Source organism: Bacillus sp. Hm123, from assembly GCF_051842975.2.
Lineage (GTDB): Bacteria > Bacillota > Bacilli > Bacillales > Domibacillaceae > Bacillus_CE.
The window spans coordinates 1,977,271-2,001,009 of the sequence record NZ_CM200277.1 but is presented as its reverse complement, the minus strand read 5'-3'; the positions used below and the strand labels follow the sequence as shown (position 1 = coordinate 2,001,009).

At 43.7% G+C, this 23,739-nt stretch carries 26 protein-coding genes; 22 read left to right on the top strand and 4 right to left on the bottom strand.

The window, feature by feature from the left end:
- Positions 1-504: 504 nt before the first annotated feature.
- From ACSVDJ_RS10310 to ACSVDJ_RS10285, 6 genes are all read left to right on the top strand, one after another.
- Entirely contained in the window at positions 505-4,134 is a 3,630-nt protein-coding gene (locus ACSVDJ_RS10310; RefSeq protein WP_439168558.1) for a dynamin family protein, read from the top strand.
- On the top strand, positions 4,115-4,345 hold the full coding sequence (locus ACSVDJ_RS10305) for a hypothetical protein (protein ID WP_439168557.1): 231 nt from the start codon (positions 4,115-4,117) through the stop codon (positions 4,343-4,345). Before ACSVDJ_RS10310 ends, ACSVDJ_RS10305 begins: the two co-directional genes overlap by 20 nt.
- Positions 4,342-5,178 (top strand): sulfurtransferase, encoded by an 837-nt coding sequence (locus tag ACSVDJ_RS10300; protein WP_439168555.1) that lies wholly within the window; start codon positions 4,342-4,344, stop codon positions 5,176-5,178. Before ACSVDJ_RS10305 ends, ACSVDJ_RS10300 begins: the two co-directional genes overlap by 4 nt.
- Before the next feature lie 80 nt (positions 5,179-5,258).
- Positions 5,259-6,149, top strand: coding sequence for a 5'-3' exonuclease (locus ACSVDJ_RS10295; protein WP_439168553.1), 891 nt, complete (start codon positions 5,259-5,261; stop codon positions 6,147-6,149).
- Positions 6,149-6,427 carry a DUF6123 family protein gene (locus ACSVDJ_RS10290; RefSeq protein ID WP_439168552.1) on the top strand — a complete coding sequence of 93 codons (279 nt, stop codon included), beginning with the start codon at positions 6,149-6,151 and terminating at the stop codon, positions 6,425-6,427. The genes ACSVDJ_RS10295 and ACSVDJ_RS10290 overlap by 1 nt, the downstream gene beginning before the upstream one ends.
- 96 nt (positions 6,428-6,523) lie before the next feature.
- A complete protein-coding gene (locus ACSVDJ_RS10285) occupies positions 6,524-6,985 on the top strand; it encodes a hypothetical protein (protein ID WP_439168550.1) in 462 nt (153 codons plus the stop codon).
- A 70-nt stretch (positions 6,986-7,055) separates the two neighbouring features.
- Here the strand turns inward: ACSVDJ_RS10285 and ACSVDJ_RS10280 are convergent, their stop codons facing one another.
- From ACSVDJ_RS10280 to ACSVDJ_RS10270, 3 genes are all read right to left on the bottom strand, one after another.
- Positions 7,056-7,961: a DMT family transporter gene (locus ACSVDJ_RS10280; protein ID WP_439168548.1), complete on the bottom strand. Its 906-nt coding sequence runs from the start codon at positions 7,959-7,961 to the stop codon at positions 7,056-7,058.
- Entirely contained in the window at positions 7,961-8,359 is a 399-nt protein-coding gene (locus ACSVDJ_RS10275; protein ID WP_439168546.1) for a ribonuclease HI family protein, read from the bottom strand. Before ACSVDJ_RS10275 ends, ACSVDJ_RS10280 begins: the two co-directional genes overlap by 1 nt.
- 120 nt (positions 8,360-8,479) lie before the next feature.
- Positions 8,480-9,151, bottom strand: coding sequence for a queuosine precursor transporter (locus ACSVDJ_RS10270; protein WP_439168544.1), 672 nt, complete (start codon positions 9,149-9,151; stop codon positions 8,480-8,482).
- On the opposite strand from ACSVDJ_RS10270, the gene ACSVDJ_RS10265 reads away from it, so the two are divergent.
- A complete protein-coding gene (locus tag ACSVDJ_RS10265) occupies positions 9,144-9,911 on the top strand; it encodes a reverse transcriptase-like protein (RefSeq protein WP_518618780.1) in 768 nt (255 codons plus the stop codon). The two genes, ACSVDJ_RS10270 and ACSVDJ_RS10265, sit on opposite strands and share 8 nt — an antisense overlap.
- Positions 9,912-9,938: 27 nt before the next feature.
- Positions 9,939-10,121 (top strand): zinc-finger domain-containing protein, encoded by a 183-nt coding sequence (locus ACSVDJ_RS10260; protein ID WP_439169072.1) that lies wholly within the window; start codon positions 9,939-9,941, stop codon positions 10,119-10,121.
- Positions 10,122-10,164: 43 nt separating this feature from the next.
- Here the strand turns inward: ACSVDJ_RS10260 and cspD are convergent, their stop codons facing one another.
- Positions 10,165-10,365 carry a cold-shock protein CspD gene (gene cspD / locus ACSVDJ_RS10255; RefSeq protein ID WP_094835484.1) on the bottom strand — a complete coding sequence of 67 codons (201 nt, stop codon included), beginning with the start codon at positions 10,363-10,365 and terminating at the stop codon, positions 10,165-10,167.
- Positions 10,366-10,634: 269 nt separating this feature from the next.
- On the opposite strand from cspD, the gene mntR reads away from it, so the two are divergent.
- The 14 genes from mntR to ACSVDJ_RS10185 all read left to right on the top strand — a co-directional run bounded on the left by mntR (position 10,635) and on the right by ACSVDJ_RS10185 (position 23,703).
- A complete protein-coding gene (gene mntR / locus ACSVDJ_RS10250; protein WP_439168540.1) occupies positions 10,635-11,051 on the top strand; it encodes a transcriptional regulator MntR in 417 nt (138 codons plus the stop codon).
- A gap of 99 nt (positions 11,052-11,150) precedes the next feature.
- Complete coding sequence (locus ACSVDJ_RS10245) at positions 11,151-11,828, top strand: class I SAM-dependent methyltransferase (protein WP_439168538.1); 678 nt, start codon at positions 11,151-11,153, stop codon at positions 11,826-11,828.
- A gap of 35 nt (positions 11,829-11,863) precedes the next feature.
- A complete protein-coding gene (locus ACSVDJ_RS10240) occupies positions 11,864-13,552 on the top strand; it encodes a formate--tetrahydrofolate ligase (RefSeq protein ID WP_439168536.1) in 1,689 nt (562 codons plus the stop codon).
- 12 nt (positions 13,553-13,564) lie between these two features.
- Complete coding sequence (locus ACSVDJ_RS10235) at positions 13,565-14,056, top strand: hypothetical protein (protein ID WP_439168534.1); 492 nt, start codon at positions 13,565-13,567, stop codon at positions 14,054-14,056.
- A gap of 40 nt (positions 14,057-14,096) precedes the next feature.
- Positions 14,097-15,974 carry an ABC-F family ATP-binding cassette domain-containing protein gene (locus ACSVDJ_RS10230; protein WP_439168532.1) on the top strand — a complete coding sequence of 626 codons (1,878 nt, stop codon included), beginning with the start codon at positions 14,097-14,099 and terminating at the stop codon, positions 15,972-15,974.
- Between the two features lie 78 nt (positions 15,975-16,052).
- A complete protein-coding gene (locus tag ACSVDJ_RS10225; RefSeq protein WP_439168530.1) occupies positions 16,053-17,189 on the top strand; it encodes a conserved virulence factor C family protein in 1,137 nt (378 codons plus the stop codon).
- On the top strand, positions 17,186-17,620 hold the full coding sequence (locus ACSVDJ_RS10220; RefSeq protein WP_439168528.1) for a BrxA/BrxB family bacilliredoxin: 435 nt from the start codon (positions 17,186-17,188) through the stop codon (positions 17,618-17,620). The genes ACSVDJ_RS10225 and ACSVDJ_RS10220 overlap by 4 nt, the downstream gene beginning before the upstream one ends.
- Positions 17,621-17,684: 64 nt before the next feature.
- A complete protein-coding gene (locus ACSVDJ_RS10215) occupies positions 17,685-18,464 on the top strand; it encodes a class I SAM-dependent methyltransferase (protein WP_439168526.1) in 780 nt (259 codons plus the stop codon).
- Between the two features lie 34 nt (positions 18,465-18,498).
- Positions 18,499-19,455, top strand: coding sequence for a thymidylate synthase (locus ACSVDJ_RS10210; RefSeq protein ID WP_439168525.1), 957 nt, complete (start codon positions 18,499-18,501; stop codon positions 19,453-19,455).
- Between the two features lie 21 nt (positions 19,456-19,476).
- Positions 19,477-19,965, top strand: coding sequence for a dihydrofolate reductase (locus ACSVDJ_RS10205; protein ID WP_439168523.1), 489 nt, complete (start codon positions 19,477-19,479; stop codon positions 19,963-19,965).
- 44 nt (positions 19,966-20,009) lie between these two features.
- A complete protein-coding gene (locus ACSVDJ_RS10200) occupies positions 20,010-20,738 on the top strand; it encodes a lysophospholipid acyltransferase family protein (RefSeq protein WP_439168521.1) in 729 nt (242 codons plus the stop codon).
- A 138-nt stretch (positions 20,739-20,876) separates the two neighbouring features.
- The gene (locus tag ACSVDJ_RS10195; RefSeq protein ID WP_439169071.1) at positions 20,877-21,896 is read left to right on the top strand and encodes an ABC transporter substrate-binding protein; all 1,020 of its coding nucleotides are present in this window, start codon (positions 20,877-20,879) and stop codon (positions 21,894-21,896) included.
- Positions 21,897-21,953: 57 nt separating this feature from the next.
- On the top strand, positions 21,954-22,934 hold the full coding sequence (locus ACSVDJ_RS10190; protein WP_439168519.1) for an ABC transporter permease: 981 nt from the start codon (positions 21,954-21,956) through the stop codon (positions 22,932-22,934).
- Complete coding sequence (locus ACSVDJ_RS10185) at positions 22,909-23,703, top strand: ABC transporter ATP-binding protein (RefSeq protein ID WP_439168518.1); 795 nt, start codon at positions 22,909-22,911, stop codon at positions 23,701-23,703. The genes ACSVDJ_RS10190 and ACSVDJ_RS10185 overlap by 26 nt, the downstream gene beginning before the upstream one ends.
- Positions 23,704-23,739 lie beyond the last annotated feature (36 nt).

The following is a 23,739-nucleotide window of genomic DNA, read 5'->3' as shown; positions in this document are numbered from 1 at the left end:
GAGCCAGTGGTACCTTCCTTATTTGGAGTGGGTATCACTGGCTCTTTTCGTTTCCCTTACCCATCATAAAAAAATTGGAGGAATGAAAGATGTGCAAAACAACAGGTTGCGGAAAATGCAAAAATTGTCCACTTGCTAATGCAGAAAAGAAAAGCAAGTAATTGTAAATGCTATTGAAAATCATTATCGCTCATGATAAAGTATAAATGAAGCTAAATGTTATTATCGATAAAAGGATAAACATATATGAACTGAACAAAACAAGGGCGGTGTGAAGATCATGGTATGGATATTTGTTGGTGCGACAGTCGCAGTGTATGGTGGAGTCATGAAATATGTGATCGATCACGTAAATAAAGCGCAAGCATAATTTTGAAAGAAGGCTGATATAAAGCCTTCTTTTTTCTTTTTCATGATGGGCAATAAAGCGGAAATCAGATACAATAGAAAAAAAGAATCCGCTTCCTAACGTAAGGAAAGTGTATATTAAGGAGTTATGTGAAGATGCCATTAGAAACACAGCAGCAAACATTATCAGAAACGATTGCTAGAACGGCCTGGCTCCATGATTTATTTGAGCAATATGGGGATGAAGAACGGGCGAGAAAGGCGAAATTGTTTTTAAGGAAGTTGCATGACGAAGAATTCATTGTGGCGTTTTGCGGACATTTCTCGGCAGGGAAGTCGACGATGATCAATGAGTTGACAGGTGAAAAGCTATTGCCGTCGAGCCCGATTCCGACGAGCGCCAACTTAGTGAAAATTCATAAGGCCCCTGAGGATTTTGCGAAAGTGTATTATAAAGATCGCCAACCGCTCCTGTTTCAAGCACCGTACCGCTTTGAAAAGGTGAAGGAATATTGTAAAAACGGGGAAGAAGTAGAAGCAATTGAAATTGGTCATAGTGAATCTAGCTTGCCACCAGAAGTGACGGTGATGGATACACCAGGGGTAGATTCCACAGACGATGCCCATCGAATTTCCACTGAATCGGCGCTTCATTTAGCTGATATGGTGTTTTATGTTATGGATTACAACCATGTGCAATCGGAATTGAACTTTATTTATACGAAAGATTTGCTTTCTCACGGTGTGAAATTGAACTTGATCATTAATCAAATTGACAAGCATCGTGATGAGGAACTTTCCTTTGATGCCTTTAAGCAATCGGTATACGACTCGTTTGCCTCTTGGAATGTGCATCCAGAAAAGTTTTATTTCACGAGCTTGCGGGAGCCGGATCTTCCATATAATGATTTCGCTGAAGTGAAAGAGCTAATTCATCAAAGCATGGCCAATCGGGAACAGTTAACGCTCCGTTCAGTGGAAACGATGATGAGTCTTCTTGTCAGTGAGCACCTACAATGGCTACAAGCTGGGCAAGAAGAAGTGAGAGAACAGCTACAGGCGGTTCTTGGTGAAGGTTGGAAGATGGAAGAAATCATCGCCAATGAACAAAAAACAAAGGCGGAACTCGATAAGCGCGATGCAAACGCTTTAGTGAAATCCGTTGAGGAAGGCCGCGAAAAAGTGCTGCAAAATGCTTATTTAATGCCGGCTTCTACACGTCAATTAGCGAAGGATTTTTTAGAAGCGATGCAGCCGGAATTTAAAGTCGGTCTATTCTTTAGCAAAAAGAAAACAGAAGAAGAAAGGCAGCGCCGACTGGATGTATTGATGGTGGATTTGAAGGAGAAAACGGAAGCTCAGCTGGAGTGGCATCTTCGTCAATTATTCGCTTCTTGGTTAAAATCAAGCGGATTGATCAGTGACTCATTGCAGCTAGAAGCCGAGGAGTTAGCGATTCCTTTTGATGAATCGTTATTGAAGGATACGATTAAAACAGGGGCGCAAGTGACAGGGGATTATGTTCTTAATTATTGTGATGACGTCGCTAACCAACTAAAGAAAAAAGCTCGGATGGTGACAGATGAGCTAAAGACGCGTGCATCACAAGAAATGGCGATCCAATTTGCCTCTGAGCAAGCGGGTCTGAAAGAGAAATGGCAAGTATGGCATCAAAAATTAACGGCGATTCAGCAAGTAACGGACTTAGATACGACGATGGAAGAACATCGAAGCGGCTTGCACGAGCTCATGATTCGTTCGTTCTCCGATGTACCAGAGAGCTTCGATCAATTTGTGCAAGAATGGAAAAAAGAGAAGGAACAGGTGGATATTTTTAGCGGAGAGTGGGAAGAAGAAGCGGCGACAAAGGTCGAAAAAGTGGAACAAAAAGCGGAAAGGGTCGTGTCTAGTGGAGCAACAGTGGCCGTTAACGACACCGTTTCGAAGCTGAAAAATATGAACCGTCAGCTAGATGGCATTCCTGGGTTCCAGCGCTTTATCGATGGACTTCGTCAAAAAGCGGATCGTTTAGAGCAGCGTAAATATACGATTGCACTATTCGGGGCGTTTAGTGCCGGGAAATCATCATTCGCGAATGCGATGCTCGGTGAAAAGGTGCTTCCAGTTTCACCGAACCCAACAACGGCGGCGGTGAACCGCATTCATCCCCCTGATGAACAGCATCCGCATCGAACAGCGGCGGTTCATTTAAAGACAGAACAAGATTTATTATTAGATATTCAGCATTCTCTACAATTATTTGATCGGTCGGTCACATCGTTAGTCGAAGCGAATCAAGTGATTCCAGAATTGTTAACAGCGAATGAAGGAGAAGGTCGTGAAAAGATTCATTTATCTTTCTTGAAAGCGTTCCATGATGGATTTAATGAATACAAGGAGCAGCTCGGTACGACGTTATTAGTCGACTTACAAGCGTTCCAAGGCTTTGTGGCGAATGAGAAACAAAGTTGTTTCGTTGAATCGATTGACTTGTACTATGATTGTGATTTCACACGTCAAGGGGTTACGCTTGTTGATACACCAGGGGCTGATTCGATTAATGCGCGTCATACAGGCGTGGCGTTTGAGTATATTAAAAATTCCGATGCGATTCTGTTTGTGACGTATTATAATCATGCCTTTTCGAAAGCGGATCGTGAATTTTTAATTCAGCTTGGCCGTGTAAAGGATGCCTTTGAGCTTGATAAAATGTTCTTCATCGTGAATGCGATTGATTTAGCGAAAGATGAAGAAGAAGTACAGGAAGTGAAAAACTACGTAACGGAGCAGTTATTACAATACGGTATTCGCTTCCCGAGATTATTTGGCGTTTCTAGTTTGCAGGCGATTCAAGAGATTGAGCGTGGAGAGACGGATCATCCAAACTCCAATATTGTACCGTTTAAACAATCGTTTCATCAGTTCCTCGATGGCGATTTAGCACAAATGGCGGTGCAATCGGCAGAGGCGGAATGGGAGCGTGGAGTAGAAAGATTGCGTCAATTAATTGCGACAGCGAAAGAAAATCGCGACAACCGCGAGCAAAAGCAGCAGCAATTAAACGATCAGCAACAGCAAGTGGTGACTCATTTAACGAATGAAACGTCTCAACTGTTAGAAAAGCGATTGTCACAAGAAATTAATGAGCTTGTTTACTATTTAAAACAGCGCGTGTTTTACCGTTTTTCTGATTTCTTTAAAGAGTCATTTAACCCAGCGACGCTCACCAATAATCAAATAAAAGCGGCATTAAACGACGCGTTAAAAGAGCTTCTTGAAGCGGTCGGATATGACTTGGCTCAAGAAATGCGAGCAACAAGCTTGCGTACGGAAAACCATGTGCATGAGCTTTTAACGGAAAAGTATGCGAACTTGCAGCTACATTATCAAACGATTCAGTCGCAGCTGTCGTTTACGCCATTAGAGTGGTCATCGCAAGAAACGCCAGAGTTTCCAACGGCGTTTACAAATGAACCATTGTCGACGTTTAGCCAAGCGCTGTCCTTGTTTAAAAATGCAAAATCGTTCTTTGAAAAAAATGAAAAGCAACAGATGCAAGAGCAGCTAGAAGAGAAGCTGTCCACGCTTGCCGATGTGTATTTAGAAACGGAAAAAGAAAAATTATGGACATGGGCTTATCATGAGCTTGATGCGGGTATGACGTTAATGAAAACAACGGTTGAGTCCGATGCGAAAGAGCAATTTACTGCTTGGCTCGATGTGCTCGATCATGCTGAAAATATCGACGAATGGGAGCGCGTTTTAGTTGAGCTTCAACGAGCGTAAACAGGAGATCGTTCGCCGTTTTCATACATGTGCGACTTGTCGTCATTTCCGAGCGATCAAAGGGGAATCAGGAATGAATTATCTGTGTAGCCGGCTAGGGTTTGCGACAAAGCCCGGCTATACATTTGATTGTTGGGACCCTAAGGAACAAGTGAAACAGCTGATGGAAAAAAGGTTGAAGGAAGCGGAAGAAAAGGGGGAAGAAGGATGAAGTTTGTTCAATCGATTGACTGGCTAGTCGAGCGTTTAGACGATCCGAATGTTTGTGTGATCGACTGCCGTTTTAGTTTAGCGGATGCTGAGGCGGGAGAGAAAGCTTATATGGAAGGGCATATTCCAGGTGCTTTTTACGCTCATTTGGATCGCCATCTGTCGGGAGAAAAGCAACAGCATGGTGGCAGACATCCACTGCCGAACGTAGAAGATGCTCAAAAGGTGTTCGGGTCTTTCGGAATTACCGAAGAGACGACCGTCGTTGTGTATGATCAAGGAGAAGCGATGTTTGCCAGCAGGTGCTGGTGGCTACTGTCTTACCTCGGTCATTCGCAAGTGTATGTGCTTAATGGCGGCTTTCAAGAATGGACGAACCGTCAACTTCCGGTGACAAAGGAGATTCCAACAGCGACGCCTAGTTATTTCCCGGTAAATATTCAAGCTGATTGGCTCGTTTCTATTGAAGAGGTGAAAGAAGCAGTGGCGAGTGGAACGTCAGTACTGATCGACTCACGTGCAGCAGCACGCTACAACGGTGAAGTAGAACCGCTCGATCGCGTACCTGGTCATATTCCGACTGCGGTCAATTATTTCTTCCAAGAAGGGTTAGAAGGGGCAAGCTGGAAAGATCAGAAGCAGCAACTTGAACGTTTTCGTGAGCTAGATACGGATCAGCCAGTCATTGTGTACTGCGGCTCTGGCGTATCGGCGACCCCGAATATTATCGCTTTAAAAGAAGCGGGCTTTCGTCATGTGAAATTATACGCTGGAAGCTATAGCGACTGGTCTTCGTACGAGGATTTACCTATTGAAAAAACAGATAAACATTAATACAATAATGAAACGCTTTGGAAATGATTTTTCTAAAGCGTTTTTTGTGAATATGATAGAATAGCAGTTGAGGTGACAACATGAACAAACAAGAGCATATTTTGCTTATCGATGGAATGGCTTTATTATTTCGTGCTTTTTACGCGACAGCGGTGAGCGGTCAATTTATGTACAATTCAAAGGGAGTGCCGACAAACGGCGTCCAAGGATTTATGAAGCATTTATTGCTGGCCGTCGATCACACAAGTCCGACCCATGTGGCGGTGTGCTGGGATATGGGCAGTCAAACGTTTAGAAATGAGCTGTATTCAGGGTATAAAGCGAATCGATCCGCTCCACCAGAGGAGTTAATTCCGCAATTTGACTTAGCGAAAGAAGTTGCTAGTTCTTTTTTACTTCCGAATATCGGTGTTGTTGGCTATGAAGCGGACGATTGCATTGGAACGATTGCGAAACAAGAAGAGCGAAAAGTGACGATTTTAAGCGGAGACAAGGATTTACTGCAACTACTAGATGACCAAGTGGATGTGATGCTACTGCAAAAAGGCTACGGCAATTATTTAACGCATACAGTCGCTAGTTTTTCTGAGCTATATGGCATTACTCCACAGCAATTTATCGATGTGAAGGCATTAATGGGCGATACGAGTGACGGCTATCCAGGGGTGAAAGGCATCGGTGAAAAAACCGCCTTTAAGCTAGTGAAAGAATTCGGTTCGGTGGAAGAGATTATGAACAATATCGACAAACTGACACCTTCGCAACGGAAGAAGATGACTGATGATGTTGATATGCTCTATCTTTCTCACAAGCTCGCTCAAATTAATTGCGACGTGCCGCTAGAGTGGAACGTTCAAGAAGCAAATTGGACAGGCATTTCTACAGAAGCGGAACAAGCAGTCGAGCAGCTAGAATTAAAAGTTCTTCGCCGCCATTTGGCCGAGATCGCTTCTAGCAACCCGTGGACTTGATGATGAAAAACCGTTCATCTGTAGCGAGTTATTTATTGCGACTAGAGGACAAGGGATTTAAATTTTCAGATGATCAAATCGCCTTCATTTATTTCGGACAGAGATCGACGGATGCGTCTGATCACCTAGTGACAGCGGCGATTGAAATCACATTGAAGGCACAAAAAACATTTGATGGGAGCTTCTATCTGTCGTTGTTGGAGCGATTGAAGGAGAAAAAGATTACTTCTCGGAACATGGCGTTGGAGTTTGCGAAGGAACGAGGAATAATGGGGTAGGGTCGAGCAATTTGCTTGACCCTTATTTTTTTGTTTGTGAGATAATGGAAAAGATTAGTTGCACGTAATCTTTAATTCGGAAGGGGAATTGATTGAATGGAGGATAAAAAACAATTAAATTTATATTCCGCACTGGGAGCGACTATAGTATTCGCCTTAATTTATTCAGAATTATTTTTGTTAGGAGGTTTTCACCCCGACTCCGATCCAAGTATTGTTGCTTATGTATTAACTACATTTTGGGTCATTTTTCTCGTCACTTTTTTATGTCTAGCAGCCCATTTGTTTGAAATGTTTTTGTTGAAAAACAAAAAACAATTAAGCGTTATTTTTTACTTTTTGATTGGAGTACTTAGCGGAGGAACTTTTTCTTTAGTTTATATCAATTATGATTTTGTTTATTTTTTTACCATTTTAACCACTTTAACGACAGTTGGGTCAATGATGTTTTATATGATCAAAACATCATTGAATTCTATAATACTGCGAAAAATATTGATTATTTCTCCATTAGCAGCAATCCCTTTGTTGTATTTGGTAAGTCATTTTTTTCATTAGAAGGGAAGTTGATAAAGCGCCTAAAAAGAGAGAACAGAGGGCTGTTCTCTTTACTTAAGCTGAAAATAAATCATTTCTCCTTCTGCACCGCATGACCCGACCAAAATTTATGCACTGGCATTTCCGCTAAAATCATGCCGAAGAAAATGAGCAGGCAACCCGTTAAACCAGCGGCGGCTAGTCGTTCGTCCAGCCAGAAGAAAGCAGTGATGGCCGCAAAAACGGGCTCCATCGCTAATAGTAAAGCGACTCGTGTTGGTGTCGTGAATTTTTGGGCGGATGTTTGGATGAAAAAGGCTAGTGCCGTCGCCGCAAAGGCGGTAATTAGTAAGGCGCTCCACACACTAGTTTGTAGTAAATTTGCCGCTGTTAATGTTGATCGCCAATCTTCCATGAAGAAGCCGCCTAAGCTACAAAGAACGGAAACAGTTAAAATTTGCACGCTTGTTAAGGCGACGGCCGATGATTGATGGGTAAAAGCATCGGTGAAAATAATGTGGAAGGCAAAGCCGAACGCTCCAATCAAGACAAAGAAATCGCCGATGTTCCAGCCGCCTTCACCGCCGGCTGTCAGTAAATAAAGACCGGTTGCGGCTATGAATGACCCGATAATTGCAATCGGTGTTGGTCGCTTTTTTAAAATAAATAGGGATAAAGTCGGCACAAGTACAACACTTAAGCCGGTAATAAAGCCTGTTTTTGATACGGTTGTGTATAATAAGCCGATCGTTTGGAAGGCATAGCCAACCGCTAAACAAAGGCCGAGAATGAGCCCGTTTCTCCACGTCTTCCTATTCAATTCTCGAAGTTCTTTACGGAGTAGAAGGACGATCAATAAAAGCAAAAAGGCGAGGAAAAAGCGAACACCGTTAAATAGTAGCGGAGGCAAAAACTCGATGGCGTTTTGTACAATCACAAATGTGACGCCCCAAATGAGCGCGACTAATAATAAGGAGACATCAGCGAGCCATTTCATTATTTTTCCTCCCGATCATTCATTCGAATCGCTTCACGGGCTAATCCGTCCGCCCGATTTTCTTTCCGAGGAATCCATTTGACAAAGAAGAGTGGATAGTCTTTAGCCAACTCTAAAATTTGCTGTAATAACGGTTTATATTTTTCTTTATGTATATATTCTTTCTCGATGGCGTGAACAACGGTTTGGGAGTCACTTCGAAGCGAGATCAATTCCGATTGATGCGCTTGAACGAGTTCAAGTGCCTTTAACACCGCCAAAAACTCCGCTTCATGCGTGTCACACAAGCCGAGTGGAATTTTATGTCTGTCTACTTTCCCCTCTCGTTTAATAAAGATACCAGCACCCGCCCATCCAGGGTCCCCTGTACTTGCGCCATCTGTGTATAACTCTACCAAACTAATTCCTCCTTTCTCTCGTAAAAGTAAATTTTACTGAATAATGAAACGATTAGCAATAACAAAATTGAGAAAAAGCGGCCTGACCCAAACTATGCCGGGTCAAGCCGCTTCTTTTCATTATTTCGGAAAGCGTTTTGCGATATAGCCAAACGGCGTGTCCATCACAGCGACGATCCATTTGAGCGCGTAGGTGGAGAGGAAGATTTGCCACCAGACGTCCATCGGAAATACACCAAGAAAGGCGATGCTCGTAAAGACGAGTGTGTCCAATAGTTGACTGATCATCGTGCTTCCGTTGTTTCGAATCCAAAATTGTGAGTCTTTCGGAAATTTTTTCTGTAAAAAGGAGAAGATATAGACATCGGCGAATTGACTGACCATGTAAGCGGCTAAGCTTCCGACTGCAATTCGCGGCAATAAGCCAAACAATTCTTCCATCGGTTTCTGAGCGAAATCGGTTGGTCCCGGTTCAAACAGCAATACGAGCTGCATGAGCACCGTCATTAATAATAACGTGAAAAAGCCGAGCCATACTGCTTTTTTCGCTTCTTTCTTTCCATAGCGTTCATTTAACAAGTCTGTCGCTAAAAAAGCGGTTCCGTACATCGTGTTGCCTAATGTCGCGGTCAGTCCGAATATTTCAATTGTCTTGACGACTTGTAAATTCGCTAAAATCGTGGAAATCCCGACCCATACAAATAATCCTGTTCGTCCAAATAGTCGATACATCGCCAAAAATATAGTAAAGTTAATGAGTACAAATAAAAAGCCAAACCATTCATTGAACATAAAAAAAGATCCTCCTAAGTTGTCAAGCAAGTCATCAGATGATTTTGCCCAACGTACATTATACAAAAACCAGTCAATTGGTCAAGAGAAAGAAGGGATTCGAATGAAAATGAAGATCAGATGGCAATATGAATATAAAGGGAGAAAAGCGGAGTTTGAATCCGATTGGCTTATAAAAGAACAGGTGCTGCCGATTATTGAAGACTTGCAAAAAGGAGGTCGGATGAAATCTGTTGTTGTGATGGATGAATTATTGAATGAATGGACGGTGAAAGAATTTAAGAAGCTCGATCAACAGCTAGACGAGGAGCCAGGAGAAGTCGAAGTGTATTTCGATGGCGGCTACGATCGTCATACTCAAATAGCTGGTATTGGTGTTGTCATTTACTACAAGAAAAATGGGCAGCATTGGCGGCTGAGAAGGAATGAACGCCTCATGCAGCTCGAATCGAATAATGAAGCAGAATATGCCGCTTTATTTCAAGCGATCATCGCTCTTGAGGAGTTGGGTGTGCATCATGTACCAGTAATTGTTCATGGAGACTCTCAAGTGGTGTTAAAGCAGCTGTCAGGCGAGTGGCCATGCTTTGAGGAGAGCTTCAACCGATGGCTCGATCGAATCGAACAGAAAATGAATGACTTAGGTATTGAGCCTGTTTATCAACCGCTTGATCGCAGGAAAAATAAAGAAGCGGATAAACTAGCGAATCAAGCGTTACAGGAAGTAGTTGTGAATAGCCATTCGCTCATGGATGAATAAACTTGTTAGGAGAAGGATGTGGCAGATTTGGATCGAAAACAGCTTTTTGCAGAAGTAGAGGAAGTGTTACAAACGTACTGTGAAGGTTGTTTAATTAAAGCAACCTTTAGAAAAGAGCATGGCAAAGCGTACGCTCATAAATTTTGTATTACGAAATGTACCGTGGGGGAACGGTTGAAAAAATACGGCGAACAGTTATCAAACGCATAAAAAGCCGGCAAAAAGATGCCGGCTTTATTACATGTTGATGGAATTATAGCTTGTTAACGTTAGCAGCTTGAGGTCCGCGGTTTCCTTCAACGATTTCGAATGAAACTTCTTGACCTTCTTCTAAAGATTTGTAACCGTCACCTTCGATTGCTGTGAAGTGTACGAATACATCGTCTCCACCTTCAACTTCGATGAATCCAAAGCCTTTTTCATTGTTGAACCATTTTACTTTACCGTTTTGCATAATAATGAATCCTCCTAAATCTTCGAAACACATTATATCTATGATGTGCTCAAATCAAATTATTCATCACGCCCAGATTTACTGTTCGTAATGTCTCTAATATACCAATAACTCCATATATTAGTCAAGGTCGGAAAGGATCGAAAAGTCAAAATTATTTCGTCAAATAAACTGATATTTCTACAAAAGTAGGGGTTTTCCTTTACCTTGTACTTCGCTAGTAATTATAGTAAACTTTAGAGAATGAGCAAAGATCAGGAGGTTCTCTTATGCCTACACCTAGTATGGAAGATTACATAGAACAAATATTTTTATTAATAGATAAAAAAGGTTATGCCCGTGTGTCTGATATTGCCGAGGCGCTCTCGGTTCATCCGTCATCTGTGACGAAAATGGTGCAAAAACTAGATCGGGATGAATATTTAATATATGAGAGATACAGAGGGTTGATTTTGACGGAGAAAGGAAAGAAGATGGGGAAGCGCCTTGTCGAACGTCATGATCTGTTAGAGGAATTCCTGCGAATGATCGGGGTGAATGAGGAATTTATTTACGAAGATGTTGAGGGGATCGAACATCACTTAAGTTGGAATTCAATCGATCGAATTGCCGATTTAATTGAGTACTTTAACGAAAATCCAACGCGCCGATCTGATTTGCAAGCTGTTCAGAAAAAAGAAGAATAGGCTGCTCTTTAAGGAGAAACCGTTCTGTGTGAGGGGCGGTTTTTTTCATTGCCCCAACTAGTTCTATTCCCTTACAATTAAATAGAAAACAGGGATGGGGTGGAGAAGATGAATTGGAGCGTTCAAGCGCAGGATCAATGGAATGAGAAAGCCGATGGTTGGCATGCTAAAAGTAAGGAAATGTGGGAGACGGGGAGTCGAAAGGGTCTCGTTTCTTTTGTGGCTACTTACGTGAAGCAGCCGGCAATTGTGGCTGATTTAGGCTGTGGTGACGGATATGGGAGCTTCAAGCTTCATGAAAAGGGGTATGAAGTCATCGGAGTCGATCTATCGGATAAAATGGTGGAGTTAGCGAAAGGACTTAAACAAGAGGGATTAACCTTTCATCAAGGAGACCTCACACAGCTTCCATTTCAAGATGAATCGATCCAAGCGGTCGTGGCGATTAATTCGTTGGAATGGACAGAGTCGCCAGCCGAGGTGCTGACGGAAGTAATGCGAGTGTTAGCACCTAAGGGAAAAGTATGTGTGGCGATCCTAGGCCCGACGGCAGGTCCAAGAGCGCATAGCTACCCACGCTTAACCGGAAAAGATGTAGTGATGAATACGATGATGCCGTGGGAGTTTAGTCAGCTTGCTGTCTGGCAAGGCTTTACGATCATCGATGAGTATTATGTATATAAGGAGGGAGTGCGTGATGAACACGTCGCTTCACTGCCGAATGAACTAAAGCAAGCATTAACGTTTATGACGGTTTTTATGCTAGAGAAACGATAAGTTGGTTGATATTGAAAAGAGCGGAGGAACCTATCATGAGTGTACATACATCTGTGAAAAGTGATATTGAAATTGCCCAAGAATCGATCATTAAGCCGATTGTAGAGGTTGCTGCAAAGGTTGGATTAACAGAAGAAAATCTAGAGCTCTATGGCAAAAACAAAGCGAAGCTCACGTATGAAACGCTAGAAACATTAGCAACAAAACCAGATGGAAAAGTCGTGCTTGTGACAGCGATCAACCCGACGCCTGCTGGGGAAGGGAAATCAACGGTTGCGGTCGGATTAGCGGATGCCTTTAATCAAATTGGTGTCAAGGCGATGGCGGCTTTACGCGAACCATCGCTCGGACCGACGATGGGGATCAAGGGCGGCGCCACAGGAGGCGGCTATGCCCAAGTGCTCCCAATGGAAGACATTAATTTGCATTTCACTGGTGATATTCATGCGATTACGACAGCGAATAATGCCCTCGCTGCTTTTTTAGATAATCATCTTCATCAAGGTAATGAGCTGAACATCGACCCGCGGCGAATTGTTTGGAAGCGGGCGCTCGATTTAAATGATCGGGCTCTTCGCCAAGTGATTGTCGGACTTGGTGGACCGATACAAGGGGTACCACGTGAGGATGGCTTTGACATTACGGTCGCTTCTGAAATTATGGCGGTGCTTTGTTTAGCCGATAGTTTAGCTGATTTAAAAAGCCGTCTTTCTCGCATGATTGTTGCGTACAATTACGACAAGCAACCAGTCACTTGTGGCGACCTTGGAGTAGAAGGTGCGCTTACTTTGCTGTTAAAGGATGCGTTAAAGCCGAATTTAGTGCAAACGATTGAGCATACACCGGTGCTCGTTCACGGCGGTCCATTTGCCAATATCGCCCACGGCTGTAATAGTATCATCGCAACGAAAGCAGCGAGAAAGCTAGCCGATTATGTCGTGACCGAGGCGGGCTTTGGCGCTGATCTTGGGGCGGAGAAGTTCCTCAATATTAAAGCGAGAATGGCTCAAATCGATCCGGATGCGGTCGTGATTGTGGCGACGATCCGTGCGCTGAAAATGCACGGCGGCCAATCTAAAGCCGATCTAAAGCAAGAAGATGTTAAAGCATTGCGCGAAGGATTGAAAAATTTAAAGAAACATATCGAAACGGTTCAAGCCTTCGGGGTCCCTGCTGTCGTGGCCATCAATCGCTTTGTGACCGATACGAAAGCGGAAGTTGAAGAACTTGCACAATGGTGTCAGCAAGAGGGCGTCGAAGTCTCCTTAACAGAAGTATGGGAAAAAGGCGGAAAAGGCGGCACAGATTTGGCGCAAAAAGTCGTGCAAACCATTAACCAATCCCCATCTCGTTTTAAGTCGTTATATGAGCTTAGTCAATCATTAGAAGAAAAAATGAACGTGATTGTGCAACAAGTCTATGGAGGCAAGGGTGTAGAATTTTCTGCGAAGGCGCTGAAGCAGCTAAAAGAATTCGACCAGCATGGGTGGAGTAATTTGCCGGTTTGTATGGCGAAAACGCAATACTCTTTAAGTGATAACCCGGCAAAAATCGGAAGACCGCAAGACTTTACGATCCATATTCGTGAGCTGATCCCGAAAATTGGCGCTGGCTTTATCGTTGCTTTAACAGGTGATGTGATGACGATGCCGGGACTACCGAAAAAGCCGGCTGCTATTGCGATGGATGTTGATGCGCAAGGGAGAGCGCAAGGGTTATTTTGAGGGGGAGTTTGATTGTTTGATCCAACGGCTTTTGACAATATTAAATTTATCGTTCAAGCGGAAGTGTATGACCGCGATTTAGCTGGACTTCTGCATATCCACGATCGCAAAGACTTGGTCGATTTAGCGAGTTTGCAGCGGGAGTCCTCGATCGTCTTTTCTCTCGTAGAGCAAACAGACAGGAAAGTCGCGATCAGCATTCGGTCGACGATCCATCAATTAGCAGGTGAACTAATGCAGCTGCCTAAGGCTGAACCAGGTGTCTTACTTGAAGTGATTTATTCGGGAGAGGCACCGCACTTCACCGAGGAAATGATGGATACACTCGACCGACTTTGGGGCGAAGGACGTCTCGTGGAACGAAGAAAAATTGAATCGGATCGCCAAGAGCTGGTGCATGAATGGCGGCTTGACTTTCAGCGAACGATTACAGAAGATATGATCGAAGAAATGACCGATCTAGTCGGTTTTATCGTGGATACGCTACAAGCAATGACTAAGTAGCTAGGCGACATATAGAGGAACGCGGGAGTGGTAACGACGAATGAGAGTGTTAACAGTAAATGAAATGACTAAAACGTACGGAGAAAAAGAGTTATTTAACAACTTAACGTTTTCAATTAGTGAGAAAGAGCGCATCGGTTTAATCGGCGTCAATGGAACAGGGAAATCGAGCCTGTTGAAAATTGTCGCAGGCAAAGATTTGCCTGATAGCGGAGAGATGATTGCGCCGAATGATTATTCGATTACTTATTTAGCCCAAGAGCCGGAGCTAGACCCGGAGCTGTCTGTGATGGATCAGCTATTTTTAAGTGAAGCACCGGTCATTCAATTGTTAAAAAAATATGAGCAAACGTTAAGGCAGCTAGAGCAGGAGCCGAATAATCAAGCGGTGACGGAAGAGTTGTTTGAACTGCAAAAAAGAATGGATGCACTTGATGCGTGGGAAGCGAATACGAATGCGGAAGCGATTTTAATGAAGCTAGGCATTTCTGATTTCAGTCGCAAAATGGGCGAGCTTTCCGGTGGACAGAAAAAGCGTGTTGCGCTGGCGCAAGTGTTAATTGAAACGCCAGATTTGTTAATTTTAGACGAGCCGACGAACCATCTCGATTATGAAACGATCGGCTGGCTTGAAGAGTATTTAAGTAAATATGTGGGTGCTGTGTTGCTTGTGACGCATGATCGTTATTTTCTTGATCGAGTAACGAATCGAATGTTTGAGCTAGAAGGCGGCAATATTTACACGTATAAAGGCAATTATCAAAGCTATATTGAGCAGAAGGCGGAGCGCGAGGAGCAACAAGCGGCTGCTGAAGATAAACGTCGGAATTTATATCGCCGCGAGCTCGCGTGGATGAGACGAGGAGCGAAAGCACGGACGACGAAGCAAAAAGCGAGAATTGACCGCTTTGAGCAATTAGAAGGTGCGCTTGGCCAAGGACCGAAAAAAGAGCAAGTCGACTTAGCCGTCAAGGGAAGCCGACTCGGCAAGCAAGTATTTGAACTGAAAGATGTGGCGAAATCGTTTGATGGAAAAGTGATTTTACAAGATTTTAATTTGCTTGTGAAACCAGGTGATCGGTTAGGGATTGTCGGCAAAAACGGCAGTGGAAAATCGACGTTTATGAACCTGTTAGCTGGAAAGCTTCCGTTCGATCAAGGCGAAATGATCACAGGACAAACGGTGAAAATTGCTTACTATACGCAAGAACGGACCGATATGGATGAAAAAATGCGGATGATCGCCTACATTCGAGAATCAGCCGAAGTCGTGACGACAAAGGATGGCGAGCAATTGTCTGCCGCTCAAATGCTTGAACGATTTTTATTTCCGATGCATGCCCATGGAACACCGATTTATAAATTATCTGGTGGAGAGAAACGCCGCCTCTATTTGTTAAAATTGTTAATGTCTCAGCCGAATGTGCTGTTACTCGATGAGCCGACGAATGATTTAGATACGGCGACGTTAACGGTTTTGGAAGATTATTTAGAGGATTTTCCAGGTGTCGTTGTCACCGTGTCCCATGACCGTTATTTCCTTGATAAAACAGCGACTCAATTGCTCGTGTTTGAAGGAAATGGTGTGATTGATTCGTATTACGGTTCATACAGCGACTATTTGGATCAACAAGCGGCACGGGAGAAGCTAGAAGCCGCTCCGGTGAAAAAGGTCGTTCAAGAAAAGCCACAAGAAAAAACGAAGAAAAAATTAAGCTATAACGAGCAACGAGAATGGGACGGACTTGAAGCGAAAATGGCTCAAGTGGAAGATCGCATCGCAGAGGCCCAGCAGGAGCTTGATCAAGTAGGAAGCGACTTTGAAAAAGCACAGCGTTTGAGCGAAGAGTTAGAAACATTGAATGAAGAATTGGAGCATTTAATTGAACGATGGAGTTATTTATCTGAGTTTGTGTGATGAGCAGGAGAGCACGTGGAAAAGTTTCTTCTATGTTACAATGACAGCAACGACTCAACAGGAAAGGAGAAACGGAAATTGAAAATTATTAAAATCGAGCCAACACCTAGTCCGAACACGATGAAAGTGTTGTTAGACGAGGAGCTTCCGGCTGGCAAAAGCAATAATTATAAAGCGGCGCAAGCAGAAGAAGTATCCGAGCCGCTGCGATCACTGTTACAGATCGAAGGCGTGAAAGGCATTTACCATGTTGCCGATTTTCTTGCGGTGGAGCGAAACGGGAAATATGATTGGCAAATCATTTTGCCGCAAGTTCGCCAAGTATTTGGAGAAGCGACAGGGACGGAGGATGCCGATGCTTCGATGGACGAGGCGTTTGGAGAAGTACAAGCACAAATTCAAGTGTTTAAAGGCATTCCGATTCAGTTGAAATTAATGTCAGCGACCGAAGAGAAGCGTTTTGCGTTGCCGGATGAGTTTTTACAAGCGTTTCAACAGGCGCAGTCTAGCGACGATAATTACGTACTGCAAAGAAAGTGGCAGGACTTTGGCATTCGTTACGGTGATTTAGAGGAAATCGGCAAAGAGACAGTGGAAGAGCTGATCGCTGCTTATCCGAAAGAAAGGCTGGCCGCTTTAGCGGAAAGCGGAGCGAGTGGTCAACTCGTCGAGAAACGCCCACAAGTGAAGCTGACGGAAGCGATGTGGCAAGCGGAGGATGATTGGCGGAAGCGCTATGAGTGGCTAGAAGGACTAGCCGACCCAGCGCTTGAAGATCTTCCGGTATTAACGCTGGCACTAGCAGATAGCAAGCCAGCGATTCGCCGATTGGCTGTTGTTTATATCGGCATGATTGAAGATGTGCAAGTATTGCCGTTATTAACGCAAGCGCTGAAGGATTCAACCGTGACCGTTCGCCGCACAGCCGGTGACTGCTTGTCTGATTTAGGATTTAAAGAAGCGGCCCCGGCGATGTGTGAGGCGCTTAACGATAAAAGCAAAATCGTTCGTTGGCGAGCGGCGATGTTTTTATACGAGGTGGGCGATGAAACGGCACTACCTGCTTTAAAAGCGGTGGTCGATGATCCAGAATTTGAAGTGCAAATGCAAGTGAAAATGGCCATTGAACGAATTGAAGATGGCGAGGAAGCGAAAGGCTCGGTGTGGAAGCAAATGACCGAAGCGCGAGCGAAGAATGAGGAGGAAACAATATGACAAATGCTTATGAAGAATATATGCGCCAAATGGTATTACCGATGCGTGCTGAATTAACGAATGCAGGCTTTAAGGAGTTAAAAACAGCTGAAGAAGTAACGGAATTTATGGAACAGGTAGAAGGAACAACGCTAGTCGTTGTCAATTCGGTATGTGGCTGTGCGGCCGGTCTTGCTCGACCAGCGGCTACGCAAGCATCGATGCATGATGCGGCACCTGATCATTTCGTGACGGTATTCGCTGGACAAGATAAGGAAGCAACGGCGCAAATGCGCATTTATTTTGATGGATACGAGCCATCTTCGCCTTCCATGGCGGTATTAAAAGGAAAAGAAGTGGTACACTTCATTCCGCGTGAGCAAATTGAAGGACAAGATATCGGTTCGATCATTACGAATTTAACGACGGCTTTTGAGCAATATTGTAAATAAGAGAGAAGGATGTCGCTCGCGACATCCTTTTTATCCCGCATTTATTTGTTAGCGAGGAAAAAAGATGATTATTTCAACCGCAAGTAGAGTGAATCCACCATTAGAACAAAAGGCAAAGCAAGCGGCTAAAGAATTAGGGTTTCCGTATGTCGCTAGACGAAAGCGCTCCGTTGCTGATTTGCAAAAACAGCATGAATCCGATTGCTTAATTGTGAAGAGAGAACGATTGGAACTCTATCCGCTTCACGAAAACGAACCTTTCTTTTTTCATCCGAATTCCGCTTCCTTTCGCGTGAAGCGGCTCATGCGCGGAGAAGAAGATCCGTTTGTGTCAGCGGCTAAGCTAGAATCAGGAATGTCTGTATTAGACTGCACGCTTGGACTGGCGTCTGATAGTATTGTCGCAAGCTTTGTAACGGGTCCAACAGGTCAAGTGACCGGCATGGAAGGTAATCCGGTACTTGGCTATATCGTGAAGCAAGGATTAAAGGAATGGCAAACACCACTGCCGGAGTTACAGGCCGCGATGGAGAGAATTGAAGTGAAGTTAGGCCGCTATCAACAACTGTTATCGACGTTTGCTGATCGCTCCTTTGATGTCGTGTATTTTGATCCGATGTTTACAGAAACAGTCGAGACGTCAGAAGGGGTCGCTGGACTGCGGCATGTTGCCATTTATGATGAGCTAGAGAGGGAGACGATCGAACAGGCGATGAGAGTGGCGAAACAGCGAGTCGTGTTAAAGGATCATTTTCGCTCGGATCGGTTCGAGCGTCTTGGGTTCAAACAGCATATTCGCAAAACATCGGCGTTTCACTTTGGGACGATAGAAGTCTTATGTTAAGATAAGTAGCGTATGAAATAAGGAGTGGGGCAACATGAGTCAAAATGAACAACAATATTTAAATCTTTGTCGCCATATTTTGCAAGAAGGCGTAAAGAAAGAAGATCGTACCGGAACAGGAACGATCTCTGTATTCGGGCATCAAATGCGCTTTAATTTGCAAGAAGGGTTTCCGTTGCTGACGACGAAGCGTATTCCGTTTCGCTTAATTGTCAGTGAACTTTTATGGTTTATGAAGGGCGATACGAACATTCGTTATTTATTGCAGCATAATAATAATATTTGGAATGAATGGGCTTTTAAAAATTGGGTCGAAAGCGCAGACTATCATGGACCAGATATGACTAACTTTGGTTTGCAGGCGTTAGAAGACGAGGCATTCAAACAAGAATATGACCAGCAAATGGCGCTGTTTAAAGAGAAAGTGTTAACGGACGACGACTTTTCCGCCAACTATGGCAAACTGGGCGATGTGTACGGTAGCCAATGGCGCGCATGGAAAACGACGCAAGGAGAGACGATTGATCAGCTGCAAGACGTAATTAATCTGGTTAAGAACAATCCCGATTCTCGCCGCATGCTTGTGTCTGCTTGGAATCCAGAAGATATTCCTTCAATGGCTTTGCCACCATGCCATACGATGTTTCAATTTTACGTTGCAGAAGGCAAGCTATCTTGTCAATTGTACCAGCGTTCTGGCGATGTCTTTTTAGGTGTGCCATTTAATATTGCGAGCTACGCCTTACTCACTTGCTTAATTGCTCATGAGTGTGGATTAGAGCCAGGTGAATTTGTTCATACGATTGGTGATGCTCATATTTATATCAACCATTTGGAGCAAGTCAAGACACAATTACAACGTGAGCCAAAAGCGCTTCCGACATTAGTGTTAAATAAAGAGAAAACGAATATCTTTGATTTTGATATGGAAGATATCGCAGTAGAGGGCTACGAGCCGCATCCGGCGATTAAAGCACCAGTAGCGGTGTAAATAAAGGAAAGAAGTGATTCGATGATTTCATTTATTTGGGCGATGGATCAAAACGGTGTTATCGGCAAAAATAATCAACTGCCATGGCGACTGCCGGAGGACTTGAAATTTTTTAAAGAAACGACGATGGGCCATCCGATTGTGATGGGGAGAAAGACGTTTGAATCGATCGGCAAGCCGTTGCCAGGGCGAGAAAATGTGATTTTAACTCGCGACCGCCAGTATGAAGCAGAAGGCTGTACCGTTGTTTATTCCGTGGACGAATTAGTCAAGAAAGCGGAAAACGAAGAACAGTTATTTATTACGGGTGGAGCGGAAATTTTTCGTTTAATGCTCTCGTTTGTGGATCGCTTGTATGTGACGGTCATTGAGGAATCGTTTGACGGAGATACTTATTTCCCGAAAGAGCTGGATTGGAACGAATGGGAGATGGTTTCTGCCACGCCAGGCGTGAAAAATGAGAAAAACCCGTATGATTATCAATTTTGCATATACGAAAAGAAGAAATAGCAGGTAGTCTCTGCTATTTTCTTTCTGTTTTTAGGAGGAGAAAGATGTTTCGCTTACTGTATTTTGTCTTATTTTTAGTCGTGACGTTAATCGGGAGCTTGCCCACATTGCGAAAAAATAAAAAAGTGAATGAGGGGCTGACGGTTGCCGAGCGTGATCAACAAGCTCATCAGCTACCGAAACGATGGGCGCGAGCGGTTGTGAAATCGACCGGTTCAACTGTCGATATTAAAGGTCAGGAACATATTCCGAATGGTCCGGCTCTCTTCATTTGTAATCATGAAGGCGACTTTGATGTACCGGCTTTACTCGGACATATTGAGAAGCCGTTTGGATTTATTTCCAAAGTGGAAGTGAAGAAAGTGCCGGTCGTGCGCGATTGGATGGATGTGATCGGCTGCATTTATATTAATCGTAACGATCGTCGTGATGCGGTGAAAATGCTTCGAGAGGGAGCGGGAAAACTAAAAGCGGGTCATTCACTATTAATCTTCCCGGAAGGAACGAGAAGCTTAGGGGGAGAGATGAAACCCTTTAAATCAGGCGGCTTTCGAATCGCCAAAGATGCGAACGTACCGATCGTTCCAGTAGCGATTAAAGGAACATCCGACATGTTTGAGAAGAATAACCGTAAAAAGGTGACATCTGGTCAGATACAAATAGAAATCTTACCAGCGATTTCTTTTAATATATTTGAAGAGTACGAGTTGAAAGATGTAGCGGAAATCGTGCAGGAGAAGATTCAAGGTGCGCTAGATCAAATGAATACATAATGGGCGGAGCCGCGTATAAGTGGCTCCGTTTGTTTTTAACAAAAAATAATTTTCTGAAAATACTTGCTTTTCTGTTATTAGTATCGCATAATAATGTTATTATTTTAATGGAGTACAGCGGTAAACCAAGTGAGTGAAATGTTAGGGGGAGTCATTGTGAAAAAGTGGGTAAAAGGAATGGCAGCGATTGGCATGACGAGCATGCTGATGCTAGCAGGCTGCGGCAATAGCGGCGAAGAAGAGAAAAAAGAAGAAGCAGGTCCAGCAAAGGAAGATGCGGTCAAAATTGGGGTTACTCAACTTGTTGAGCACCCGTCATTAGACAATGCGTACAAAGGATTTCAACAAGCGCTAGAAGATGCGGGCATGGAAGCCGATTATGATGTGCAAATCGCTCAAGGTGATCAAAATAATAACCAGACGATCGCTAATAATTTTGTCAGTGATAAAGTCGATTTAATTTTTGCGAACTCTACACCGAGTGCAGCCAGCGCATTAAATGCGACAAAGGAGATTCCAATTGTCTTTACTTCGGTGACAGATGCCGTCGCTGGTGGCTTAGTGAAAGACCCGAACAGTCCAGGTGGAAACATTACCGGAACAACGGACCTTCACCCAGAAGCGATTCCGAAAACGATTGAATTTATGGCGACAGAATTTGACGGGAAAAACGTCGGTGTCATTTACAATGCCGGTGAGCAAAATTCCGTCGCACAAGTGGAAGCGGTAGAAAAAGTGATGAAGGAAAATGGATTGAAGATTGTTCCGGTGACGGTGTCAACATCTTCTGAAGTGAAGCAAGCAGCAGAGTCACTCGTTGGAAAAGCTGATATGATCTATATCGTCACAGATAACACGGTCGTATCCGCGTTGGAATCAGTCATTCAAGTGGCAAATAAAGAGGATATTCCGATGTTTGTCGGCGAGCTTGATTCTGTAAAACGTGGAGGATTTGCGGCCTTTGGCTTTGAATATTACGACATTGGCTATGAAGCTGGTCAAATGGCGGTACAAATTTTGAAAGACGGCGAAAAGCCAGGCGATTTACCGGTTCAACCGCCACAAAACTTGAAGTTACTCATTAACGAAAAAGCAGCGAAAGAAATGAATATTGAAATAAAAGAAGAATGGAAAGAACAAGCGGAATTTGTGAAGTGATGGAAAAAGGAGCTTTTCGGCGAGAAGCTCCTTTTTGTCACACAGGAGGGGAATAAGATGTTGACAGCTTTGTTTGGATCAGTTGAAGTAGGAATGATTTATGCGATTATGGCACTTGGCGTGTATTTATCCTTCCGAATTCTTGATTTTCCTGATTTAACGGTAGATGGAAGTTTTGTGACAGGAGGGGCCACCGCTTCTGTGTTAATTGTTTCAGGAGTCAATCCATTTTTGGCGACAGGGGCCGGGTTTTTAGCTGGCTTTATCGCTGGATGCTTAACCGGAATTCTTCATACGAAAGGGAAAATTAATCCGTTGCTTTCTGGTATTTTAATGATGATTGCTCTTTATTCCATTAATTTACGGATTATGGGAAAGCCGAATGTTCCCTTATTATCAGAAGAAACGGTACTGACGAAAATTTCAGCTTGGTGGCAAGGACTAGGCATTAGTCTGTTTGAAGGGGCCACTTGGGAAATCTTACTTTCGATGTTCCTGTTAGCATTTATCATTAAGCTGATGCTCGATCTGTTTTTAAAGACGGAAATCGGCTTAGGCTTACGGGCGGTTGGTGATAACGATGGCATGGTTCGCAGTTTCTCGGCGAATACCGATTGGCTAAAAGTGCTAGGGCTTGGCCTGTCGAATGCGTTAGTCGCTTTCTCTGGTGCGTTAGTTGCTCAATATAACGGCTTTAGTGATGCCGGCATGGGCATTGGAATGATTATTATCGGCTTGGCATCTGTCATTATCGGTGAAGCGGTGATTGGAAGCTCTTCTATTGCGCGAGCGACGTTAGCTGTTTTAATCGGAGCTATTTTGTATCGCATCATTGTGACATTGGCTTTACGAGTCGAATTTTTAGAAACTGGCGATATGAAATTAATTACAGCGGTGATCGTCATTATTGCCTTGGTTGTGCCGAAGCTGATTGATAAACAAAAGTCAGCGTTGCGCAAAAAGAAACGAGCGGCTCAATTAGAAGCGGCTGTCGAGAAAAGAGGTGAGTCGATTGCTTCAATTAAACCAAATTTATAAAGTGTTCTATGAGGGAACACCCGATGAAAAGATCGCCCTCAATCAAGTGAACTTACAGCTTAATCCAGGCGATTTCGTGACGGTGATCGGCAGTAACGGGGCGGGGAAATCGACGTTAATGAATATTGTCTCCGGCAAATTATTTCCTGATGTGGGATCAGTTACGATTGATGGGACGAATATGTCGATGTTACCAGAACATAAACGGGCGAAAAAAATTGGCCGCGTATTCCAAGATCCGCTCGCTGGGACGGCACCGACGATGACGATTGAAGAAAATTTAGCACTTGCTTACAATCGGACGAAAACGAGAACGTTAACCTTTGGTGTGACGAAAAGCAAGCGCGATTTTTTCCGTGAGCAGTTAGAAATGCTTCACCTCGGTTTAGAAAATCGTCTATCAGCAAAGGTTGGTTTGTTGTCGGGAGGAGAACGGCAAGCATTGTCGCTCTTAATGGCGACGTTCACGAAGCCAAATATTTTATTGCTTGACGAACATACAGCGGCGCTTGATCCAGCACGCGCGGAATTAATTACGAAGTTAACGAAAGAAATTGTTGCTAAATTCGAGTTAACGACGCTCATGGTGACACATAATATGCAGCAAGCGATCGACCTTGGGAACCGTCTCATTATGATGGATAAAGGGCAAATTATTTTTGAAGCGAATGAAAAGGAAAAGCCGAACTTAACGGTAGAGAAATTGTTATCAGAATTCCAGCGAATTCGTGGCGAAGCGATGTTAAACGACCGTTCGTTGCTCGCATAGAAAAAGCTTGTAGAGACTCGCCTCTCTACAAGCTTT